We start from the raw sequence: 16419 nt of genomic DNA on the forward strand, positions 1-16419 counted from the left end.
TTCTAAGGCTCCATAAGCGAGAGCGCCAAGAGTCAATGATTGACAGACAAGTTTCTGTTTCTGCATCACTGGTTAGTTGCCCTAATAACCAGCGCGAGACCAAGCTTGGAAGTTTGTGCTCTTGCTGCCAGCGCTCGACCACTTCATGGTTAGACAGCGTAGTTGCCTTGTCTCGATTGATATGCACGACCAGGTGATAGTGGTTACTCATAATCGCATAGGCACAAATATCGATGCAGTAGACTTGCGAGAGTGCATATATTTTGTTCTTGATCCACTCGCGGCGATGCTCAAAGTTTTGATTGGTTAGCGGGTCAATGCCACACAATAAACTACGCCTAACGCAGCGAGAAACGCAGTGATAATAGGGTGTTGCATCGACGGATATCTGTTGTTTTCTGGCGGTCGTCATTGTTGGTCTCGAGTGGTGTTTCACCTCTCAAGAATAAAAGTCTGAAAGAGAGCAGCAAGACTTAATGCTCGAACTTACCACGAGGTTATCACCAAACCATACTTTGGTTACTTTATGGCGTGTGTCCTTTTTGCTCTTCCTTTTTGCTCTTCTTTTGCTCTTCTTTGCTTTTTAATCGTGACACGTACGATATGGGCGCGTCATAGCCAAAATATTTGTCCAGGCTTGCTTTGATCACTTGGTATTAATGTTCAGACTCATTGTACTAAAGCGAGGCAATGGAGTTTATTGCTCCACTCGTGGTGATGTTACAGGTGAATTAGTCCGATTTACGTTTATGTTGGGTAAACCATAAGTACGACTCTAATATTGTTCATTTTAATAAGCAAAAAGGCGAACCAAGCGGTTCGCCTTTTGTTATTCAAGTTAGTGTCCAACTTAGTTATCGGTTTCCAACTTGGTTATCTGTGATCAACAGCCAAACACCTACTGATAATGATCCACACTTGGGCATGAGCAGATCAAATTTCGATCGCCATAAACATTATCTACGCGGTTTACGGTCGGCCAGTATTTCGATTGCTTGGTGGCGTAAGATGGGAAACACGCAACCTCACGTGAGTAAGGGTGATCCCATTCGTCAGCAGACAGATCCACTTGCGTATGTGGCGCATTTACCAATGGGTTGTTGTCTAACGGCCATTCACCATTTTTCACTTTGTCCATCTCTAAACGAATCGCAACCATGGCTTCGCAGAAGCGATCCAACTCTTCCAAGTCTTCCGACTCTGTTGGCTCGACCATCAGCGTCCCCGCCACTGGGAACGACATCGTTGGAGCGTGGAAGCCGTAATCCATTAAGCGTTTAGCAATGTCTTCTTCGCTAATGCCGGTGGCTTCTTTGAGCGGGCGGATATCGATGATGCATTCGTGTGCCACGCGGCCATTGGTGCCACGGTAAAGCACAGGGTAGTAAGGACGCAGCATTTCCATCACGTAGTTGGCATTTAGAATGGCGACCTTAGTCGCTTCGGTTAAGCCAGTTTCACCCATCATGGCAATATAAGCCCATGAGATTGGTAGGATAGATGCACTGCCGAGATCTGCAGCGGAAACGGCAAACGCTTCACCTTCTACGCCGTTTTCGATGTGGCCGGGCAGGAAAGGCGCAAGGTGCGATTTTACCCCAATCGGTCCCATGCCCGGGCCTCCGCCCCCATGCGGAATACAGAAGGTTTTGTGCAAGTTAAGGTGCGAAACATCTGAGCCAATAAAGCCCGGTGTGGTTAAGCCTACCTGCGCATTCATGTTGGCGCCATCAAGGTATACTTGGCCGCCCGCTTCGTGCACCATTTCGCATACCAATTTCACCTGTTCTTCATACACGCCGTGGGTTGAAGGGTAGGTGATCATGATGCTGGATAGGTTATCGCGGTGTTTTTCGATTTTATCAGCTAGATCGCTAATATCGATGTTACCTTCTTGATCGCACTTCACCACCACGACCTTCATTGACACCATGGAAGCTGTAGCAGGGTTGGTGCCATGCGCGGAGCTTGGGATCAAACAGACATTGCGGTGCGCATCACCACGGCTTTCATGGTAACGCTGAATCGCGACAAGACCTGCGTATTCGCCAGATGCACCAGAATTTGGCTGTAGCGAGAAGTCGTCGTAACCGGTGATCTCACATAGTTTCTGCTTAAGATCTTTCGCCAGCGCGGTGTAACCAGCGGCTTGCTCAAGAGGTACAAATGGGTGCAATGCGCCAAACTCTGGCCAAGTGACTGGAATCATTTCAGCTGCGGCATTGAGCTTCATGGTACAACTGCCCAGCGGGATCATGCCATGGGTGAGCGAGAAGTCTTTATTTTCCAGCTGTTTAAGGTAACGCATCATCTGCGTTTCACTATGATGAGTGTTAAACACTGGGTGCGTTAAATAAGCGCTGGTGCGACGACAAGATTCAGGAATCGCAGCAAACTCGTTTTTCTCTATATCCGCAGCGAGTGCTGCTACATTTTCGCTGATGTCGAATACGGTAAAGAGTGCTTCGATATCAGCAGCAGTGGTGGTTTCATCCAGACTCACACCGAGTTGGTGTGAGGACTTTAGCAAGCGAAGGTTGATGTCGTTTGACTGAGCTTTTTGATAGAGCGCTTCGGTTTGGTCACCACTGTTGATGGTAATGGTGTCAAAGAAGCTATTATGTGCCAGTTCGTAGCCTGACTTAGTTAGCCCAGCGGCAAGGATTGCCGTCATATGGTGAGTGCGACGAGCGATAGTACGCAAGCCTTCTGCACCATGGTATACCGCGTAGAACGAGGCCATATTGGCCAGTAGCGCCTGCGCAGTACAGATGTTTGAGGTCGCTTTCTCGCGGCGGATATGCTGCTCACGAGTTTGCATTGCCATGCGCAGCGCTTGGTTACCTTTAGCATCAATTGAAACGCCAATAACGCGACCTGGCATGGTACGTTTATGTTTATCTTTGGTCGCCATGAAGGCAGCGTGAGGGCCTCCATAGCCCATCGGTACACCAAAGCGTTGAGCGGAACCAATCACCACATCGGCGCCCATTTCTCCGGCGGGTTTTAACAGGGTACTCGCAAGTAGATCGGTGGCGACGGTCACTAGCGTTTTGTTGGCTTGCGCAGCACTAATAATATCGGTGATATCGCGCACTTCACCAGTGGTCGATGGGTACTGAATTAATGCACCAAAAACGTCGTGGTTAGGCAGTGAGTCAATTTCATCAACGATCACGTTAAAACCGATGTATTTCGCACGGGTTTTGACCACTTCGATGGTTTGTGGGTGCACATCCGCTGCGACGAAGAACTGGTTACTTTTGCTCTTGCCGGCACGTTTGCATAGGGTCATGGCTTCGGCGGCGGCGGTGGCTTCATCCAATAAGGATGCGTTGGCGATTTCCATGCCGGTTAAGTCCATCACCATTTGCTGGAAGTTAAGCAGCGCTTCAAGACGGCCTTGGGATATTTCTGGCTGGTAAGGGGTATAAGCGGTGTACCAACCAGGGTTTTCAAATACGTTACGTAGGATCACGTTAGGCGTAAAGGTGTTGTAGTAACCTTGCCCGATATAAGTACGTTTTATTTGGTTAAGCTTGGCGAATTGTTTCATCGCCACAAGCATATCCGCTTCACTTTTTGCTTCGCTCAGCACCATCGGCTGCTCTAGGCGGATTTGGGCTGGAACGGTTTGAAGAATTAACTCATCCAAGCTTTTTGCGTTGATCGCATCGAGCATCGCTTGTTGGTCAGTTTTGTTTGGTCCGTTGTGGCGAGCAACGAACTCATGTTGAGTGCTGAGGCTTTGAAGTAGTGTTGTCATTGTCCCTTTACCTTCTGGCTCAGAAGCCGATGTACACAGCGCTTTGAATCATGATCACGGCTGTGTCGTCGATATCTACTAATACGAGCCTTTAAAAAAAGCCGCCCACTTTCATGGGCAGCTTTTGCTGATTTCTTATTCTTCTTCGATAGAGTTTAAGTATTCGTCGGCGTCTTTTAGATCATTAAGTTCTTCCGGATCAGACAATTTTACTTTCACTATCCAACCGCCTTCGTACGGTTCTTCATTGATGAGCTCTGGACTGTCTTCAAGTTCCTCATTCACTTCAATGATTTCACCGGTTACTGGCGCATAGATATCGGATGCGGCTTTCACTGATTCAACTAATGAGAAGTTTTCACCTGCATCGATTTGAGCTTCGATTTCAGGTAAGTCTACGAAAACAACATCGCCAAGCATTTCCTGTGCATGCTCAGAGATGCCGATGGTTACGGTGCCATCACCGTTATCACGCACCCATTCGTGGCTGTCTGTAAACTTGAGGGTTTTGTCCATTGCTTTATCTCCACATTTCATTTTTAGGTAAAAAGTGAGTGCTGGCAGATGCTATATCATCTGTTGTCTGTATGTGCGTGAGGGAAACCCTTTATCACTATGCACTTGCTTGATACCGTTGAGTCTAAATTTTGTTACGCCAAAGCCACGGCTTGTTCGTTTTGCTACAGCTGCCTTTTACAAGGAGCATGTTAACAAAGCCTCGCCAGACCTTATTATCGACCACAAGCCCGCATTGTTCAGTTTGCATTACTTTAATGCGGATTTTTGAGTGACCGATCACTGAATTACGCTCTGTTTCGGCTCTTTAGTTCTGTTTTGGTGACTAAAGCAAGTGTGGTCTTTTCGATTCTCAAGACACTCTTTTTGCCTTATTTCATCGTTGTGACGGCCGTGATTAAACGATTTGCAGCTAACATCTCGGTAACATAGCGGCTGGTGCAAAAACAATCAACCAAAAATTTCCTATAGGAAACATAGTTTCAGAATTTGTTAAGAAGACCACGATTGGCTAACTTTTATCCTTTTTTATTTTGAGGGCTTGTTGCACAATGCAACGTCATACAGGATGTAGGCAACGCATGGGGGATGCATGGCAGAAGAGATCTATGATGACTACCCATCATTAACGCTCGCCAAAGAAAGCCAAGAGCAGACGATAGCTCCGCTCAAGTTAGGTGTGCGTATCAAAGAGATCCGCAGTCGTTTGGGGATCACGCTTGAAGAAGCCAGTCAACGTACGGGTCTTGCGCGCTCAACGTTAAGCAAAATTGAAAATGAGCAGATATCACCCACCTTTCAGGCGATGCAAAAGCTGGCCAATGGATTACAAATTGATATGCCGCAACTGTTTGAAGTTCCTGATAAAGTTTTGGCTACAGGCCGTCGGGATATCACGTTGCGAGGCCAAGGGAAGCCGCACCCAACGCAAACTTACGAGCATGAATTGCTGGCAACGCAGTTGTTGAATAAGAAGATGATGCCATTTAAAAGCCGTGTTCGTGCCCGCTCTTTTGAAGAATATGGTGATTGGGTTAGGCATGAAGGGGAAGAGTTTTTACTGATCCTTTCCGGCGCGGTAACCTTCTATTCTGAGTTTTACGAACCAGTGGTATTGGATGAAGGCGACAGTGTTTATTATGATGCCAACATGGGGCATATGCTTGTGTCAGAGAGTGATGACGATGCATTGATCTTATGGGTGACGGCGAAATAGTGGTTAGGTTTCTTATCTGAAACGCTTTATTGAACATCGCAGAATGACGAGAGCTAACCATTGGTTGGCTCTTTTTTTTGTGCCAACGAGTCGTGTTTGAATGTTTTTTAAATGTTAAATGTCACACTTTGCACTTGTGAGCAAACTTTACCCGTGCAAACTCATCGTCATCGTGTTTATTATCGGAAACAAGATTTCTGAGACGTTTTAAATCAACTTGTTTTCTGTCCATTCGACAAGAAAATAGCATCAATGCACAACCAAACGGACATTTGGAGACCCTCATGACTGAAGCGCTATTGAATACGCCATTGCACGCATTACATATCGAAGCGGGAGCAAAAATGGTGCCTTTCGCTGGCTATGATATGCCAGTTCAATATCAATTGGGTGTTAAGAAAGAGCATTTGCATACTCGTGAACATGCTGGATTGTTTGATGTGTCGCATATGGGGCAATTAAGGCTAAAAGGCGCTGGTGCTGCGGCGTTTTTAGAAACGTTAGTTCCGGTTGATATTATCGATTTGGCTGCGGGTAATCAGCGTTATGCCTTTTTCACCAACTCAGAAGGCGGCATCATGGATGATCTGATGGTGGCAAATCTGGGGGATCATTTATTTGTGGTAGTGAATGCCGCTTGTAAAGCCCACGACATTGCACATTTGCAAGCGCATCTTCCTCAAGGCGTTGAATTAGAAGTGATTGAAGATCGGGCGCTCCTCGCGCTACAAGGGCCAAAAGCCGTGGATGTGTTGCAGCGTTTACAACCTGCAGTCGCTGAGATGATCTTTATGGATGTAGGTCAGTATGAACTACTGGGAGCGCAGTGCATCGTTTCACGTAGTGGGTATACCGGCGAAGATGGTTATGAAATATCGGTACCCTCAGAACACGCAAAAGCACTGGCACAGGCATTGCTCGCTGAAGAAGAAGTAGAGTGGATCGGGCTTGGTGCTCGGGATTCTTTGCGCCTAGAGTGTGGTTTGTGTTTGTACGGTCATGATTTAGATGAAACTACGACCCCTGTTGAAGCAAGTCTTTTGTGGGGGATTCAAAAAGTACGTCGCTCTGGTGAGGCGCGTGCTGGTGGCTTCCCGGGGGCCGATATCATTCTCACGCAGATTGAAACTAAGCAGGTCGCGCGCAAGCGCGTGGGCTTGGTGGGTGAAACCAAAGCGCCAGTGCGTGAAGGTTGTGAGTTGTTTGATGGAGATGCAAACCAAATTGGTATTGTGACCAGTGGTACAGCGGGCCCATCGGCTGGAAAGCCTGTCTCTATGGGTTATGTCGCTGTAGAGTTTGCTAATATCGGAACTCAAGTGTTTGCTCAAGTTCGGGGGAAAATGTTGCCAATGACCATCGAAAAGATGCCATTTGTCCCGCAAAGGTATTACCGTGGATAGTACAACATCGGAATAGCCGGCAGCACAAGCTAATGTAATTGAGAACGAAATTTACGCGGTATATATAGTTAGATTTCGTTCTTATGACCTATATTTTAACCATAAGTAAATAATTGAAATTAAAACAAAGGTTGTAGGGTCTTGGTTATTTCAGTCGCAGAATATCGTTGGAAGGATTCAGCCAATGCAAAAGTTAATGTTGATAGGAGCGATAGCGCTGAGTAGCTCTGCCCACAGCATTGAAGTTTCGCCTTTTATCATCAATGGTTCACCAGTTGTCATTGATAACTACCCAAGCTTTACGAGTTTGTTTTATGAGAATCTTGTCGGCGGCTATACAACCAGTTTTTGTGGCGCGACGGCGCTTAATAGCGATTATGTATTAACCGCGGCACACTGCATTGTGGGTAATAGCAGGCTTGAGCAAGTGACGGTTGCCCTACAATTAGTCAACGAAACAAATTACGTTCCGGGCGCCCCACTTAGGGTGAGCGACTTTTTTGTTCCAGCCACTTATATTGAATCTTCAAGCCGGCTGTGGCCTGATGACATTGCCATTTTGAAACTCGAAACGTCGCTGCCCACCGGCGATCATCTGGATAAGCTTAATTTTAGCGTGTTCGGTGATCTTCCCGCGGCAGACACTTATGTCACTATTGGCCATGGCCTAGTCTATAACAGTGGCACAGGTCGCTACCAAAACGATAATGAACTGCTGGAAACAACGTTAACACCACTCCCTTTGAGCCAATGCAAAGCGCATTTTGGCAGCAATTTTACCGATAAGCAGATCTGTTTTGATGGCACTCTGCCCGATACTGAATTACAAAATTCGCCCTGCGATGGAGATTCTGGAGGGCCGGTGTATCGACTGACTGGGAGCGGTTATATACAGGTAGGGATTACCAGTTTCGGTTTAGAGCAATGCGGTGATCCTACGATTAGTACGCAAGTTACCTCTGCATTCACCAATGTCGCCCACTATGAGGATTGGATACGTAACGTGCTGGATGGCAATGTCGTATCGACTTATCGTGTTGTGGAGCAAGATGGTGAGCGAGTGGTTATTGATAACTCATCCACTGCCAGTAGTGGTGCCAACTCTGAATCTGGTGGAAGCTCTGGGGGCAGTGTCTCTGTCATTTCATTGTTAGGACTTTTGTTTATATCGTATATGCGACAATGCAGCCGGATGCGTATCAGTGAACTAAGTAATCGACCACGTTCTCAAAATTAAGATGTTAGACTTAACTATTTGAAATTAATCAATTTAACCCTATTCATCTCATAAGTGTGATCTGAGCGAATGTTGACTATTTGTTTCTAAACGATAGTTTTACGTAATAAACGCCCGAGCATAGTTTGGAGAAACGAATATGAGCACCAATAGAACTTATAACATTACCTTGTTATCTGATATCAGTATGCAGTCAAAACTGTTTAAGGATTCTTTAGAACGAGGAATTGAGTTAGAGGTTCGTTTAGTTTCTTTGAGCGACTTAGAGGCAGAAGGCAACGCTAACACCACCATGTTGGGTGATTATGTCCTGATTGATTTCAATTATCTCAATGATTCAAATTTTGAAACTTACAATCAAGCAAGGTTAGCGGCTAATATCAACGCAAAAGAAATTGTGATTAATTGCCCTAAAGATGTGGCTTCATCCCAGTTATTTAAGTGGCGCAATTTGGTGGGCGTATTTTATGTGGAAGATGATATTAGCTTATTGCTCAAAGGGATGGAAAAGGTGATGCAAGATGAAATGTGGTTGTCACGCAAAGTGGCGCAAGACTACATTGAGCATTTCCGCTGTGCAAATACTGTTACGACCTCACAAGTTTATGCCAACCTCACTAAGCGTGAGAAAGAGATCATGCGCTTGTTGGGTCATGGCGCGTCCAATCTTCAAATTGCTGATGAGCTGTTTGTTAGCGAGAATACGGTCAAAACACATCTGCATAACATATTTAAGAAAATCAACGCTAAGAACCGCCTACAAGCTTTGTTATGGGCGAATAACAATATTGCTTTAGAAGAACGTGTGTAGTGATTGAGTGATAGGTTTTGGGTACACAAAGGGAGCCAATGGCTCCCTTTGTCGTATTCAGCGTTGGATCAATCGTAGATGGTCGGGATCGGTTGGCGCTTGTGCTGCGTGATACGGTAGATATGCACGAGTCTATCAGAGGCATCTTGAGAAACCGGTTTGCCTTCTAAGAAATCGTCGATCTGATCGTAGGTCAGATTTAATGCATCTTCATCAGCTTTTTGCGGAGCGAGTTCTTCCAGATCGGCCGTAGGTACTTTTTTCACAAGCTGTTCTGGTGCGCCAAGGGTGGCGGCAACTTCGCGAACTTGGCGTTTGTTTAAGCCAAATAGTGGTGCAAGATCGCATGCTCCATCACCAAATTTGGTATAGAAACCGGTGATGTTCTCTGCAGAATGATCAGTACCCAGCACTAAGCCACCAACAAAACCGGCGATTTCATACTGCGCTATCATGCGAGCTCGTGCTTTGACGTTACCTTTAATGAAGTCGACTTTGGCCGGATCTTGTGGAATAAGCCCGGTATTTTCAAGTCCTGCTAGAGATGCAGCGTGCAAACCATCAGCACCATCTTTAATGTTGACTGAAACAGAGTGCGTTGGTTGGATAAATTGCAGCGCTAGCTGTGCTTCATCTTCGTCTTGTTGCTCACCGTAAGGCAGTCTTACCGCGATAAACTGATACCCATTACCTTGTTCGTTTAGCTCATCAATGGCTAATTGCGCCAGACGACCACAAGTGGTTGAGTCAACACCGCCGCTGATCCCAAGAACAAGTGCTTTACAGCCAGAATCAGTCAGTTTGCGTTTGATAAAATCAACGCGACGGGTGATTTCAAAGTGAGGGTCAATCGATGGTAAGACGCGCATTTCATCGCGAATCAACTGTTCCATTAGTTTTCTTCCTGCAGCAATGTTATTTATCGTAGTATCATACCTAAAACCAATAAATAGAAAACCGAGAACACGGAATTCGTCCCATTCAAGGTGAAAATTATGAAAATCGCCGTATTTGGCAGCGCATTTAATCCACCGAGCTTAGGCCATAAGAGTGTGGTTGAGTCACTTACACACTTTGACCGCGTTTTGTTGTTACCCAGCATTGCTCACGCGTGGGGGAAAGAGATGTTGGCGTATTCCGCTCGGACAGCACTGGTCGATGCTTTTATTGCCGATTTGAATATGAATAATGTTGAGCGCAGTACGATTGAAGAGACACTATTTAACTCGTCGCAATCTTCGGTTACGACGTATGCGGTTTTGATGGCCTTGCAGGCTGAAGATCCCGCAGCCGAGCTTACCTTTGTGATTGGCCCCGATAATCTATTTAACTTTTCTAAGTTTTATAATGCCGCGGAAATTGTCCGGCGCTGGTCGGTGATGGCGTGCCCTGAGAAAGTGGCAATTCGCAGTACGGATATCCGAAATTCATTGCTTGATGGAAAGGAAATTAATCACTTAACAACCCCAAGCGTTTGCGCTATGTTAGTTGAAAATAACTATTACTAATTAACTTATCAATATGATCGCGGGGAGCTCGATTTTCCGCATTCCAATATTGAGGTGCTTATGGCTAAAAAAAGCGGATTGCTTATTTTTGGTCTGTTTTCGGCTGCTGTTAACGCTTGCAATGAAAATAACCTATCTGTCAGTGTATCGACAAACTCGGTGGAGAATGCCGTTGAACGGTCATCTTGCTCTCCAGTCGTTCTTGGAGGGAGCTATCCGGCTAACCCGCTAACAACGCCATTTTTATTGGTTAAAGAGAAATACGACGATTCAGACTATTGGTCTGATTGGGTGCTGAAAACGGAATCAAATCCAGTCTTAACTCAAAATTTTTCGCAAAGCTATTTTGGCGTCGGTTGGTGGTCACCCAAAGATGCTGAACCACAAGAAGAAGATCAGACTGCTGAAGAGTGGCTTATGAACCACGGCTTAATGTTCAGTGTTGGTTTTGGTGATAAAGCCATCGGCCAACCCAGATTTAGGCTCGATTATCTTTGGCATGATGAATTTCAAGATAATCTCATGATGCAAGTTGAAGTGCCGTTTTAACGGCGCTTCATTTCTTACTCACGGAATTTATTTGCTATTGCTTTAGCCGCTGATTATTTTTGGCTGCATTAGGCAGATATTGGAATAGTGGGCAATGATGTTTCTTGGAATTTCTGGTTTTGAGAAATAGTAGCCTTGGATCTGTGAGCACCCCATATCACTCAGTTTTTGCAAGGCGTCTTCGCTTTCCACCCCTTCCGCCACTAAGTTTACATCGAGCCGTTTTGCCAGCTGAATAATCAAACAGACCACGTGTTCCGCGGTTTCATTACACAGCATGTTTTTAATAAAGGTGGCGTCGATTTTGATGGTATCGATAGGGTAGCTATGAATGTAGTTTAAACTAGAGTATCCGGTACCAAAATCATCAAGCGCTATTGTAAAGCCCAGATTCCTCAATTTATCTAAGATGTAACGTACTTCATTGGTTTGCGATAACAGTACGGTTTCGGTCAGTTCAATTGTGAATTCTCTCGGCTCAAAATGATAACGAGAGATGGTGGAGGTTAGGTGGCGCATATAACGTGAAGAGTCACTCAATTCGTGCGCCGAGCAGTTTAGACTCAAGCGAACTTTATAGCCAAGTCCTTGCTCTAGTTCCCATTTTGCATGACACGCCAACTCAACAATCCGCTCGCCCAGTTCAATGATTAGCCCTGATTGTTCCGCCGCTTCGATAAACTCCATTGGCGATACCATTCCGAGTGTTTCGCTATTCCAGCGCGCGAGGACTTCAAAATAGTCCCATGTACGTGATTCCAGCGAAACAATCGGTTGTACTGCGACGTAAATTTCGCCGCCAATGCCTGAAGTGCGGTCAAGCTCGTTGCGCAGAGCATCAATGACCATGGTTCGGCGATAATATTGGGCACTTAAGTGAGTGTCATAACTTTGCACTTTGCTGTTGCGTGTTTGTTTGCAGTCTTTCAAAGCCAGAGAGGCGTTCAAGATCAATTGATCAGAGGTTAAGCGTTGATCTGATGTGCGCGCAAGGCCGATGCTGACACTGATTTTTATGGTATGGGATGGGTCGGTATAGCCTCCATTTAAACGTGAAATCAGGGTTTGGCAAATTGATAATGGGTCACTAGAGAAGGTGACGAAGGCAAATTCATCGCCAGCGATTCGATAGGCTTGGTGCTCTTCTGGTAGAGCCTCTTCAACCGCTCTTGCGACGAATTTTATGACTTGGTCTCCAATGTAATTCCCGTATAAATCATTGATTGATTTGAAGTTGTCAATGTCGATATAGGCAAGGGTGAATGGTTCTGAACGGGTTTCAGTAATATGCTCTAATGAATTCGATAAGTAGCTACGATTGAGTAAACCGGTTAGGTTGTCGTGAGATACTTCATGGCTGAGTTGGTGAACCAGCGTATCGGAGCGGGCAGAGAGCCACTTTGCTCTCAAGCTGTGTACGATGATGTTGGCAAATAGGACGTGGCAGTCGACAAGTTTGTTACTGTGCGGCGTTGCTGTGGTGAAGGTTGATAGCAGGATACCGAGAATATCACCAGCGCGGTTGCGTAATGGAATACCGAGATACGCTTCGACACCATTGTCGATCAGGTAAGTATCTTGTGGGAATTGTTTCGATACGTCTTTTTCAAACAAAGAGAAGAGTTTGTCTGATTTACTGACTACGTCACAAGGTGTTCCCGCTAAGGAATAGCTAAATTGTTGTTGGATTTGCTTTTCACATGCAAAAGACAGGGTTTGAGCGGTAAAGTTAATCTTGTCGATTTCAATTACACAACAACACTGACTATTGAAGGTTTTATGTAATGTCAGTGTGACTTCATGGAGCAATTCTGGACCATCAAGCGCCATAATTCGGCTGAGTTCATCAATGTTAATTGCATCTGGTGGGGTATCCTTAGCCATGACGAATTCTCCTTATTTTTTTGTGATGCCAGTCACTTTTGCTAGAGCTCGCACCTCTAAATATGGCACACGTCTCATATGTTTGCAAATAAGGAGAATGAATTTAAGCTAAGCGTGATTTTAGGTAATCAAGAAATAATTGCGTACGGGTGTTTTGATAGTCGAGCTTGGGATGATAAGCATAGACGGTTGCTTCATCTGCCGTTATATCTGGGAGGATACGCTTTAAAGTCCCTAATTTTAATTCTTCTTTAATCATCACATCGTTGGTGAGCAAAATGCCCATTCCTGCTTTGGCGGCATAAAAAAGTGCTTCTGGATTCGTGGTTGCAAAGTTACCAGAAAGCAGCACTCGTTGTCCTTTGGAGAGCTTGACTTCACGTTGAGGATTTTCCCCCCAATTGAGCATGTTGTGTAAGCTTAAATCATGAGCGGTTTTGGGTTCCCCATGGCGCCCTAAGTATAATGGAGATGCATAGAAGCCCGCTTTATGCTCAAACAGACGAGTCGCTTTAAAGCTCAGCGAATTGAGTTGTTCAATTTCACGACTGATAAACAGGTCTAAGCTGAGCGCGGGTAATTGGCCGGGCGTGGTCGTGGTTAACTGAATACGGATGTCAGGGTAGAGTGATAAGAAATCGTCCAAGTATTGGACTAAAAACTTTGAACCTACCGCGAGCGTTGCGCCAATTTTAAGTAGCCCAGCAGGGGATTGATCAATCGATCGGGTTTCATCGACGATGGATTGCCAACCATCAAGCTGTACTTTCGCTCTTTCGTAAAACAGTGCACCAGCTTCTGTTTGTGATACTGAGCGCGTGGTACGTTTGAGTAGTTGCACGCCGATCCGTTCTTCCAACCAATGAATACGTTTACTGATCGCTGAGCTGGTGGTATTTAAACGTCTTGCTGCACCGTTAAAGCTGCCCTCATCGACCACTAAAATGTAGCTTTTTACGTTCTGTAACCAATCCATTTTTTACCCTTAAATTAAATCTACATAGGAACTAATTAGTTTCCTTTTTAGAGTATTATCATTTTTGAGTTTATAATTTAAACTCAATCGCATGAAAAGCAAGCAAACTCCCCCATTTAATAAGATCCCTCTTTTGCTAGCGATGATGATCATCGCCACTGGCCAAGTTGGTGTATCCATCTATCTGCCAGCGCTACCGCACATCAGTCAATCGTTATCGGTTAACCAAGCAGATGTTCAGTTGTTGGTGACTCTATTTTTAGTCGGCTTTGGCGGCTCTCAACTGTTTTATGGCCCGCTCTCCGATGCCATTGGCCGCCGACCGGTTTTTATCTTTGGCCAAGGTATTTATCTGCTTGGTACGATTGTCTGTTTACTGTTTATCGATAACCTTTATTGGTTGGCCTTCGGACGCTTATTGCAAGGACTTGGTTCTGGAAGCGCTTCGGTATTGGGGCGGAGTGTCCTACGGGATAGTTATGACGGCGCCCATTTGACCAAAGCATTTGCGTATATTTCAGTTACCGCTTCCGTGATCCCAATTTTTGCACCAGTGCTTGGCGGTTGGATTACTTATCAGTTTGGCTGGCAAGCCGTGTTCATTTTTGTCTTTATTTATCTGGTCGCGATTTATACCCTTGGCTTTTTTATTTTACCGGAAACACTGCCATATCAAGCTACTCGTTTTAGTCCCTTAGGTGTGGTGAAGAATTATCGCCGTTTGATTACTGATCGACAGGTCATTTCAAGTGCAAGTTACAACTGGTTAAGCTATTTAGCATCGTTGGTGTCATTGTCGGTATTGCCGTTTATCTTGCAACAAAATTTAGGTTTATCGGCAGCTCAGTATGGTTCGATTATGATCGTTCCTTCAGCGGGATTGATGTGTGGCAGCCTTGCTCTCAATGTCTTGAATCGATTCATGAGCCGATCTCAGTTACTGGCGATGGCGATCACTACCATCGCTTTGTCGGGCTTATGGTTACTGAGTTTTGAAATGACGTTGTTTAATCTTGTGTGGGCATTTACTTGGCTGAGCTTTGCTCAAGGTATCTCATTTCCCATCTCCATTGGCATGTTGTTGGAGCCCCATAAGAAACAAGCCGGCGCCGTGTCGGCTTTATCTGGTTCGATACAGATGTGCATGTCTGGTCTTTTTGGCGGTTATTTAGTGCAGTATTGGGTACATACCCAAAGTGGTTTAGGGCTATTTTATCTGTTGGTTGCGACGGTAATGGGATTGGTACTCATATCGCAAAGATCGACGCTGTATAATGAACCAAATGGTGAAGCGCTTTCCGACAAGTGAATCATCGCCAAAACGAGTGCTTGAGGTTACAATGCCCGCCATTCGGTATAACAACACCATTGGGTGACATTATGGAACATAAAGAGTTTGAAGAGCTTGTAAAAGAAGCAAGCCAACAAGAGTCGTTACCACAAGCATTAGCGATTCTAAAAGCAAGTGAAGATCAAGAAGTTGCGGAAGCTGCAGAATCACTAGCCGGTCAATTCTCATTAGCGGAAGTTGATGGTGAAAAACGCATTTACCATGTAACAACACACGAAGATGAGCAAGGTGAAGAGCAAGAGTTCGTCGAACATGTGATGAATGAAGGCGATGAAGTGATTCGTTTTGTTGCTTGGTTCTTCGATGCTATGTTTGAAGTGAAGCGTAAAGATACCTATCAAGCTGCAGGTAAAACGTACTTACAGCCAAAACGCAGCTAGTTTTATCTCCTAATGGTTTATTTCGCTCAGTAGAGTGTTTAGTGTGTGATAAACCAAGATGGATATCGATTTAATTGGAAAGCCCCAGCAGATGCTGGGGCTTTTTGTTTTTTTACTCGAATCAATCAACGGCACACATTCAACCGTGATTAGCTTCAAGATTGACTACGTTATCAGGTACCGTGCTCAACCCCTTTGCTTCTATCCATGCTTGTAGGTTGTCTGCGCCCCCGATGTAATGGCCGTCAAGCCAGATTTGTGGCACGGTTACGGGCGTTTTCATGCCGATAATAGCTTTTACTTCCGGAATCATACGGTATAACGCGGCACTCTCTTTTACCACATCGTGGTATTGGTATTGAATGCCCGCATCATCAAGCAGTTTCTTGGCTTTTACACAATAAGGGCAGGTCGCTTTGCCATAGACAATGTTGCCTTGCAGCGTATCTCGCTGTGCCCATTGCTGAATAACTGATTGAACCAACACGCCACGGTTCAGTGCTTCGCCTTGGCTTACAACTTTACCTTCAACGACTAGGATAGGGGCATGCCAAGAGCCCATTTTTAGTGGCTCCCACCAGTGAGACAACCAATCTTTTACCTCTAATTCAATCGGGATACCGGCTAGCTCATTGTCAAAGGTATCTTGCAAAATATCCTTGGTCAGCGTGCATTCACCACATGGGATATTGACCTTAAATGGTCCCCAACTACCAGCCCAGCGATATAACGTTATTTTGATTGGTTGTGTCATTTGTTCTCTCCCAGATAAAGCCAAGCGGTTGGGATTGCGTATTCATTTAAGTGTAGAAGGAAACCCAA

At 45.3% G+C, this 16419-nt stretch carries 14 protein-coding genes and 1 pseudogene; 8 read left to right on the forward strand and 7 right to left on the reverse strand.

The window, feature by feature from the left end; genetic code table 11:
• The 3 genes and pseudogenes from RH85_RS08805 to gcvH form a co-directional block, all read right to left on the reverse strand.
• Positions 1-328: pseudogene (locus RH85_RS08805) on the reverse strand (transposase); the annotation flags it as partial.
• Positions 329-898: 570 nt separating this feature from the next.
• Positions 899-3766, reverse strand: coding sequence for an aminomethyl-transferring glycine dehydrogenase (gcvP, locus tag RH85_RS08810; protein WP_006711877.1), 2868 nt, complete (start codon positions 3764-3766; stop codon positions 899-901).
• 135 nt (positions 3767-3901) lie between these two features.
• Complete coding sequence (gene gcvH / locus RH85_RS08815) at positions 3902-4282, reverse strand: glycine cleavage system protein GcvH (RefSeq protein ID WP_006711878.1); 381 nt, start codon at positions 4280-4282, stop codon at positions 3902-3904.
• 592 nt (positions 4283-4874) lie between these two features.
• Here gcvH and RH85_RS08820 point away from each other — a divergent pair.
• The 4 genes from RH85_RS08820 to RH85_RS08835 all read left to right on the forward strand — a co-directional run bounded on the left by RH85_RS08820 (position 4875) and on the right by RH85_RS08835 (position 8949).
• Complete coding sequence (locus RH85_RS08820) at positions 4875-5498, forward strand: helix-turn-helix domain-containing protein (protein WP_006711880.1); 624 nt, start codon at positions 4875-4877, stop codon at positions 5496-5498.
• Between the two features lie 284 nt (positions 5499-5782).
• The gene (gene gcvT, locus RH85_RS08825) at positions 5783-6901 is read left to right on the forward strand and encodes a glycine cleavage system aminomethyltransferase GcvT (protein ID WP_006711881.1); all 1119 of its coding nucleotides are present in this window, start codon (positions 5783-5785) and stop codon (positions 6899-6901) included.
• A gap of 184 nt (positions 6902-7085) precedes the next feature.
• The gene (locus tag RH85_RS08830; RefSeq protein ID WP_006711882.1) at positions 7086-8138 is read left to right on the forward strand and encodes a S1 family peptidase; all 1053 of its coding nucleotides are present in this window, start codon (positions 7086-7088) and stop codon (positions 8136-8138) included.
• Between the two features lie 139 nt (positions 8139-8277).
• Positions 8278-8949, forward strand: a complete 672-nt coding sequence (locus tag RH85_RS08835) for a LuxR C-terminal-related transcriptional regulator (protein WP_006711883.1) — start codon at positions 8278-8280, stop codon at positions 8947-8949.
• Between the two features lie 68 nt (positions 8950-9017).
• Here RH85_RS08835 and nadE read toward each other — a convergent pair whose 3' ends face one another.
• Positions 9018-9842, reverse strand: a complete 825-nt coding sequence (gene nadE, locus RH85_RS08840; RefSeq protein WP_006711884.1) for an ammonia-dependent NAD(+) synthetase — start codon at positions 9840-9842, stop codon at positions 9018-9020.
• 102 nt (positions 9843-9944) lie between these two features.
• Here nadE and RH85_RS08845 point away from each other — a divergent pair, with 102 nt between their 5' ends.
• Together RH85_RS08845 and RH85_RS08850 are read left to right on the forward strand one after the other, a co-directional pair.
• Entirely contained in the window at positions 9945-10457 is a 513-nt protein-coding gene (locus RH85_RS08845) for a nicotinate-nicotinamide nucleotide adenylyltransferase (protein WP_006711885.1), read from the forward strand.
• A gap of 60 nt (positions 10458-10517) precedes the next feature.
• Entirely contained in the window at positions 10518-11006 is a 489-nt protein-coding gene (locus tag RH85_RS08850; RefSeq protein ID WP_006711886.1) for a hypothetical protein, read from the forward strand.
• A 42-nt stretch (positions 11007-11048) separates the two neighbouring features.
• On the opposite strand, the gene RH85_RS08855 is transcribed toward RH85_RS08850, so the two are convergent.
• Both RH85_RS08855 and RH85_RS08860 read right to left on the reverse strand, forming a co-directional pair.
• Positions 11049-12890 carry a putative bifunctional diguanylate cyclase/phosphodiesterase gene (locus tag RH85_RS08855; protein ID WP_006711887.1) on the reverse strand — a complete coding sequence of 614 codons (1842 nt, stop codon included), beginning with the start codon at positions 12888-12890 and terminating at the stop codon, positions 11049-11051.
• A 103-nt stretch (positions 12891-12993) separates the two neighbouring features.
• Complete coding sequence (locus RH85_RS08860; protein ID WP_006711888.1) at positions 12994-13866, reverse strand: LysR family transcriptional regulator; 873 nt, start codon at positions 13864-13866, stop codon at positions 12994-12996.
• A 91-nt stretch (positions 13867-13957) separates the two neighbouring features.
• Here RH85_RS08860 and RH85_RS08865 point away from each other — a divergent pair, with 91 nt between their 5' ends.
• Together RH85_RS08865 and RH85_RS08870 are read left to right on the forward strand one after the other, a co-directional pair.
• A complete protein-coding gene (locus tag RH85_RS08865; protein ID WP_006711889.1) occupies positions 13958-15175 on the forward strand; it encodes a multidrug effflux MFS transporter in 1218 nt (405 codons plus the stop codon).
• 71 nt (positions 15176-15246) lie between these two features.
• Positions 15247-15597: a hypothetical protein gene (locus tag RH85_RS08870; protein WP_006711890.1), complete on the forward strand. Its 351-nt coding sequence runs from the start codon at positions 15247-15249 to the stop codon at positions 15595-15597.
• Positions 15598-15736: 139 nt separating this feature from the next.
• Here the strand turns inward: RH85_RS08870 and RH85_RS08875 are convergent, their stop codons facing one another.
• Positions 15737-16351: a glutaredoxin domain-containing protein gene (locus RH85_RS08875; RefSeq protein WP_006711891.1), complete on the reverse strand. Its 615-nt coding sequence runs from the start codon at positions 16349-16351 to the stop codon at positions 15737-15739.
• Between the last annotated feature and the right edge of the window lie 68 nt (positions 16352-16419).

The sequence above is a fragment of the Vibrio ichthyoenteri ATCC 700023 genome, from assembly GCF_000222605.1.
In the GTDB taxonomy this organism is placed as follows: Bacteria; Pseudomonadota; Gammaproteobacteria; order Enterobacterales; family Vibrionaceae; genus Vibrio; species Vibrio ichthyoenteri.

Bases quoted from the DNA above. Each gene is read 5' to 3' on its own strand.
- gcvP (WP_006711877.1), bottom strand. From the start codon at position 3,766: ATGACAACACTACTTCAAAGCCTCAGCACTCAACATGAGTTCGTTGCT.
- gcvH (WP_006711878.1), bottom strand. From the start codon at position 4,282: ATGGACAAAACCCTCAAGTTTACAGACAGCCACGAATGGGTGCGTGAT.
- RH85_RS08820 (WP_006711880.1), top strand. From the start codon at position 4,875: ATGGCAGAAGAGATCTATGATGACTACCCATCATTAACGCTCGCCAAA.
- gcvT (WP_006711881.1), top strand. From the start codon at position 5,783: ATGACTGAAGCGCTATTGAATACGCCATTGCACGCATTACATATCGAA.
- RH85_RS08830 (WP_006711882.1), top strand. From the start codon at position 7,086: ATGCAAAAGTTAATGTTGATAGGAGCGATAGCGCTGAGTAGCTCTGCC.
- RH85_RS08835 (WP_006711883.1), top strand. From the start codon at position 8,278: ATGAGCACCAATAGAACTTATAACATTACCTTGTTATCTGATATCAGT.
- nadE (WP_006711884.1), bottom strand. From the start codon at position 9,842: ATGGAACAGTTGATTCGCGATGAAATGCGCGTCTTACCATCGATTGAC.
- RH85_RS08845 (WP_006711885.1), top strand. From the start codon at position 9,945: ATGAAAATCGCCGTATTTGGCAGCGCATTTAATCCACCGAGCTTAGGC.
- RH85_RS08850 (WP_006711886.1), top strand. From the start codon at position 10,518: ATGGCTAAAAAAAGCGGATTGCTTATTTTTGGTCTGTTTTCGGCTGCT.
- RH85_RS08855 (WP_006711887.1), bottom strand. From the start codon at position 12,890: ATGGCTAAGGATACCCCACCAGATGCAATTAACATTGATGAACTCAGC.
- RH85_RS08860 (WP_006711888.1), bottom strand. From the start codon at position 13,866: ATGGATTGGTTACAGAACGTAAAAAGCTACATTTTAGTGGTCGATGAG.
- RH85_RS08865 (WP_006711889.1), top strand. From the start codon at position 13,958: ATGAAAAGCAAGCAAACTCCCCCATTTAATAAGATCCCTCTTTTGCTA.
- RH85_RS08870 (WP_006711890.1), top strand. From the start codon at position 15,247: ATGGAACATAAAGAGTTTGAAGAGCTTGTAAAAGAAGCAAGCCAACAA.
- RH85_RS08875 (WP_006711891.1), bottom strand. From the start codon at position 16,351: ATGACACAACCAATCAAAATAACGTTATATCGCTGGGCTGGTAGTTGG.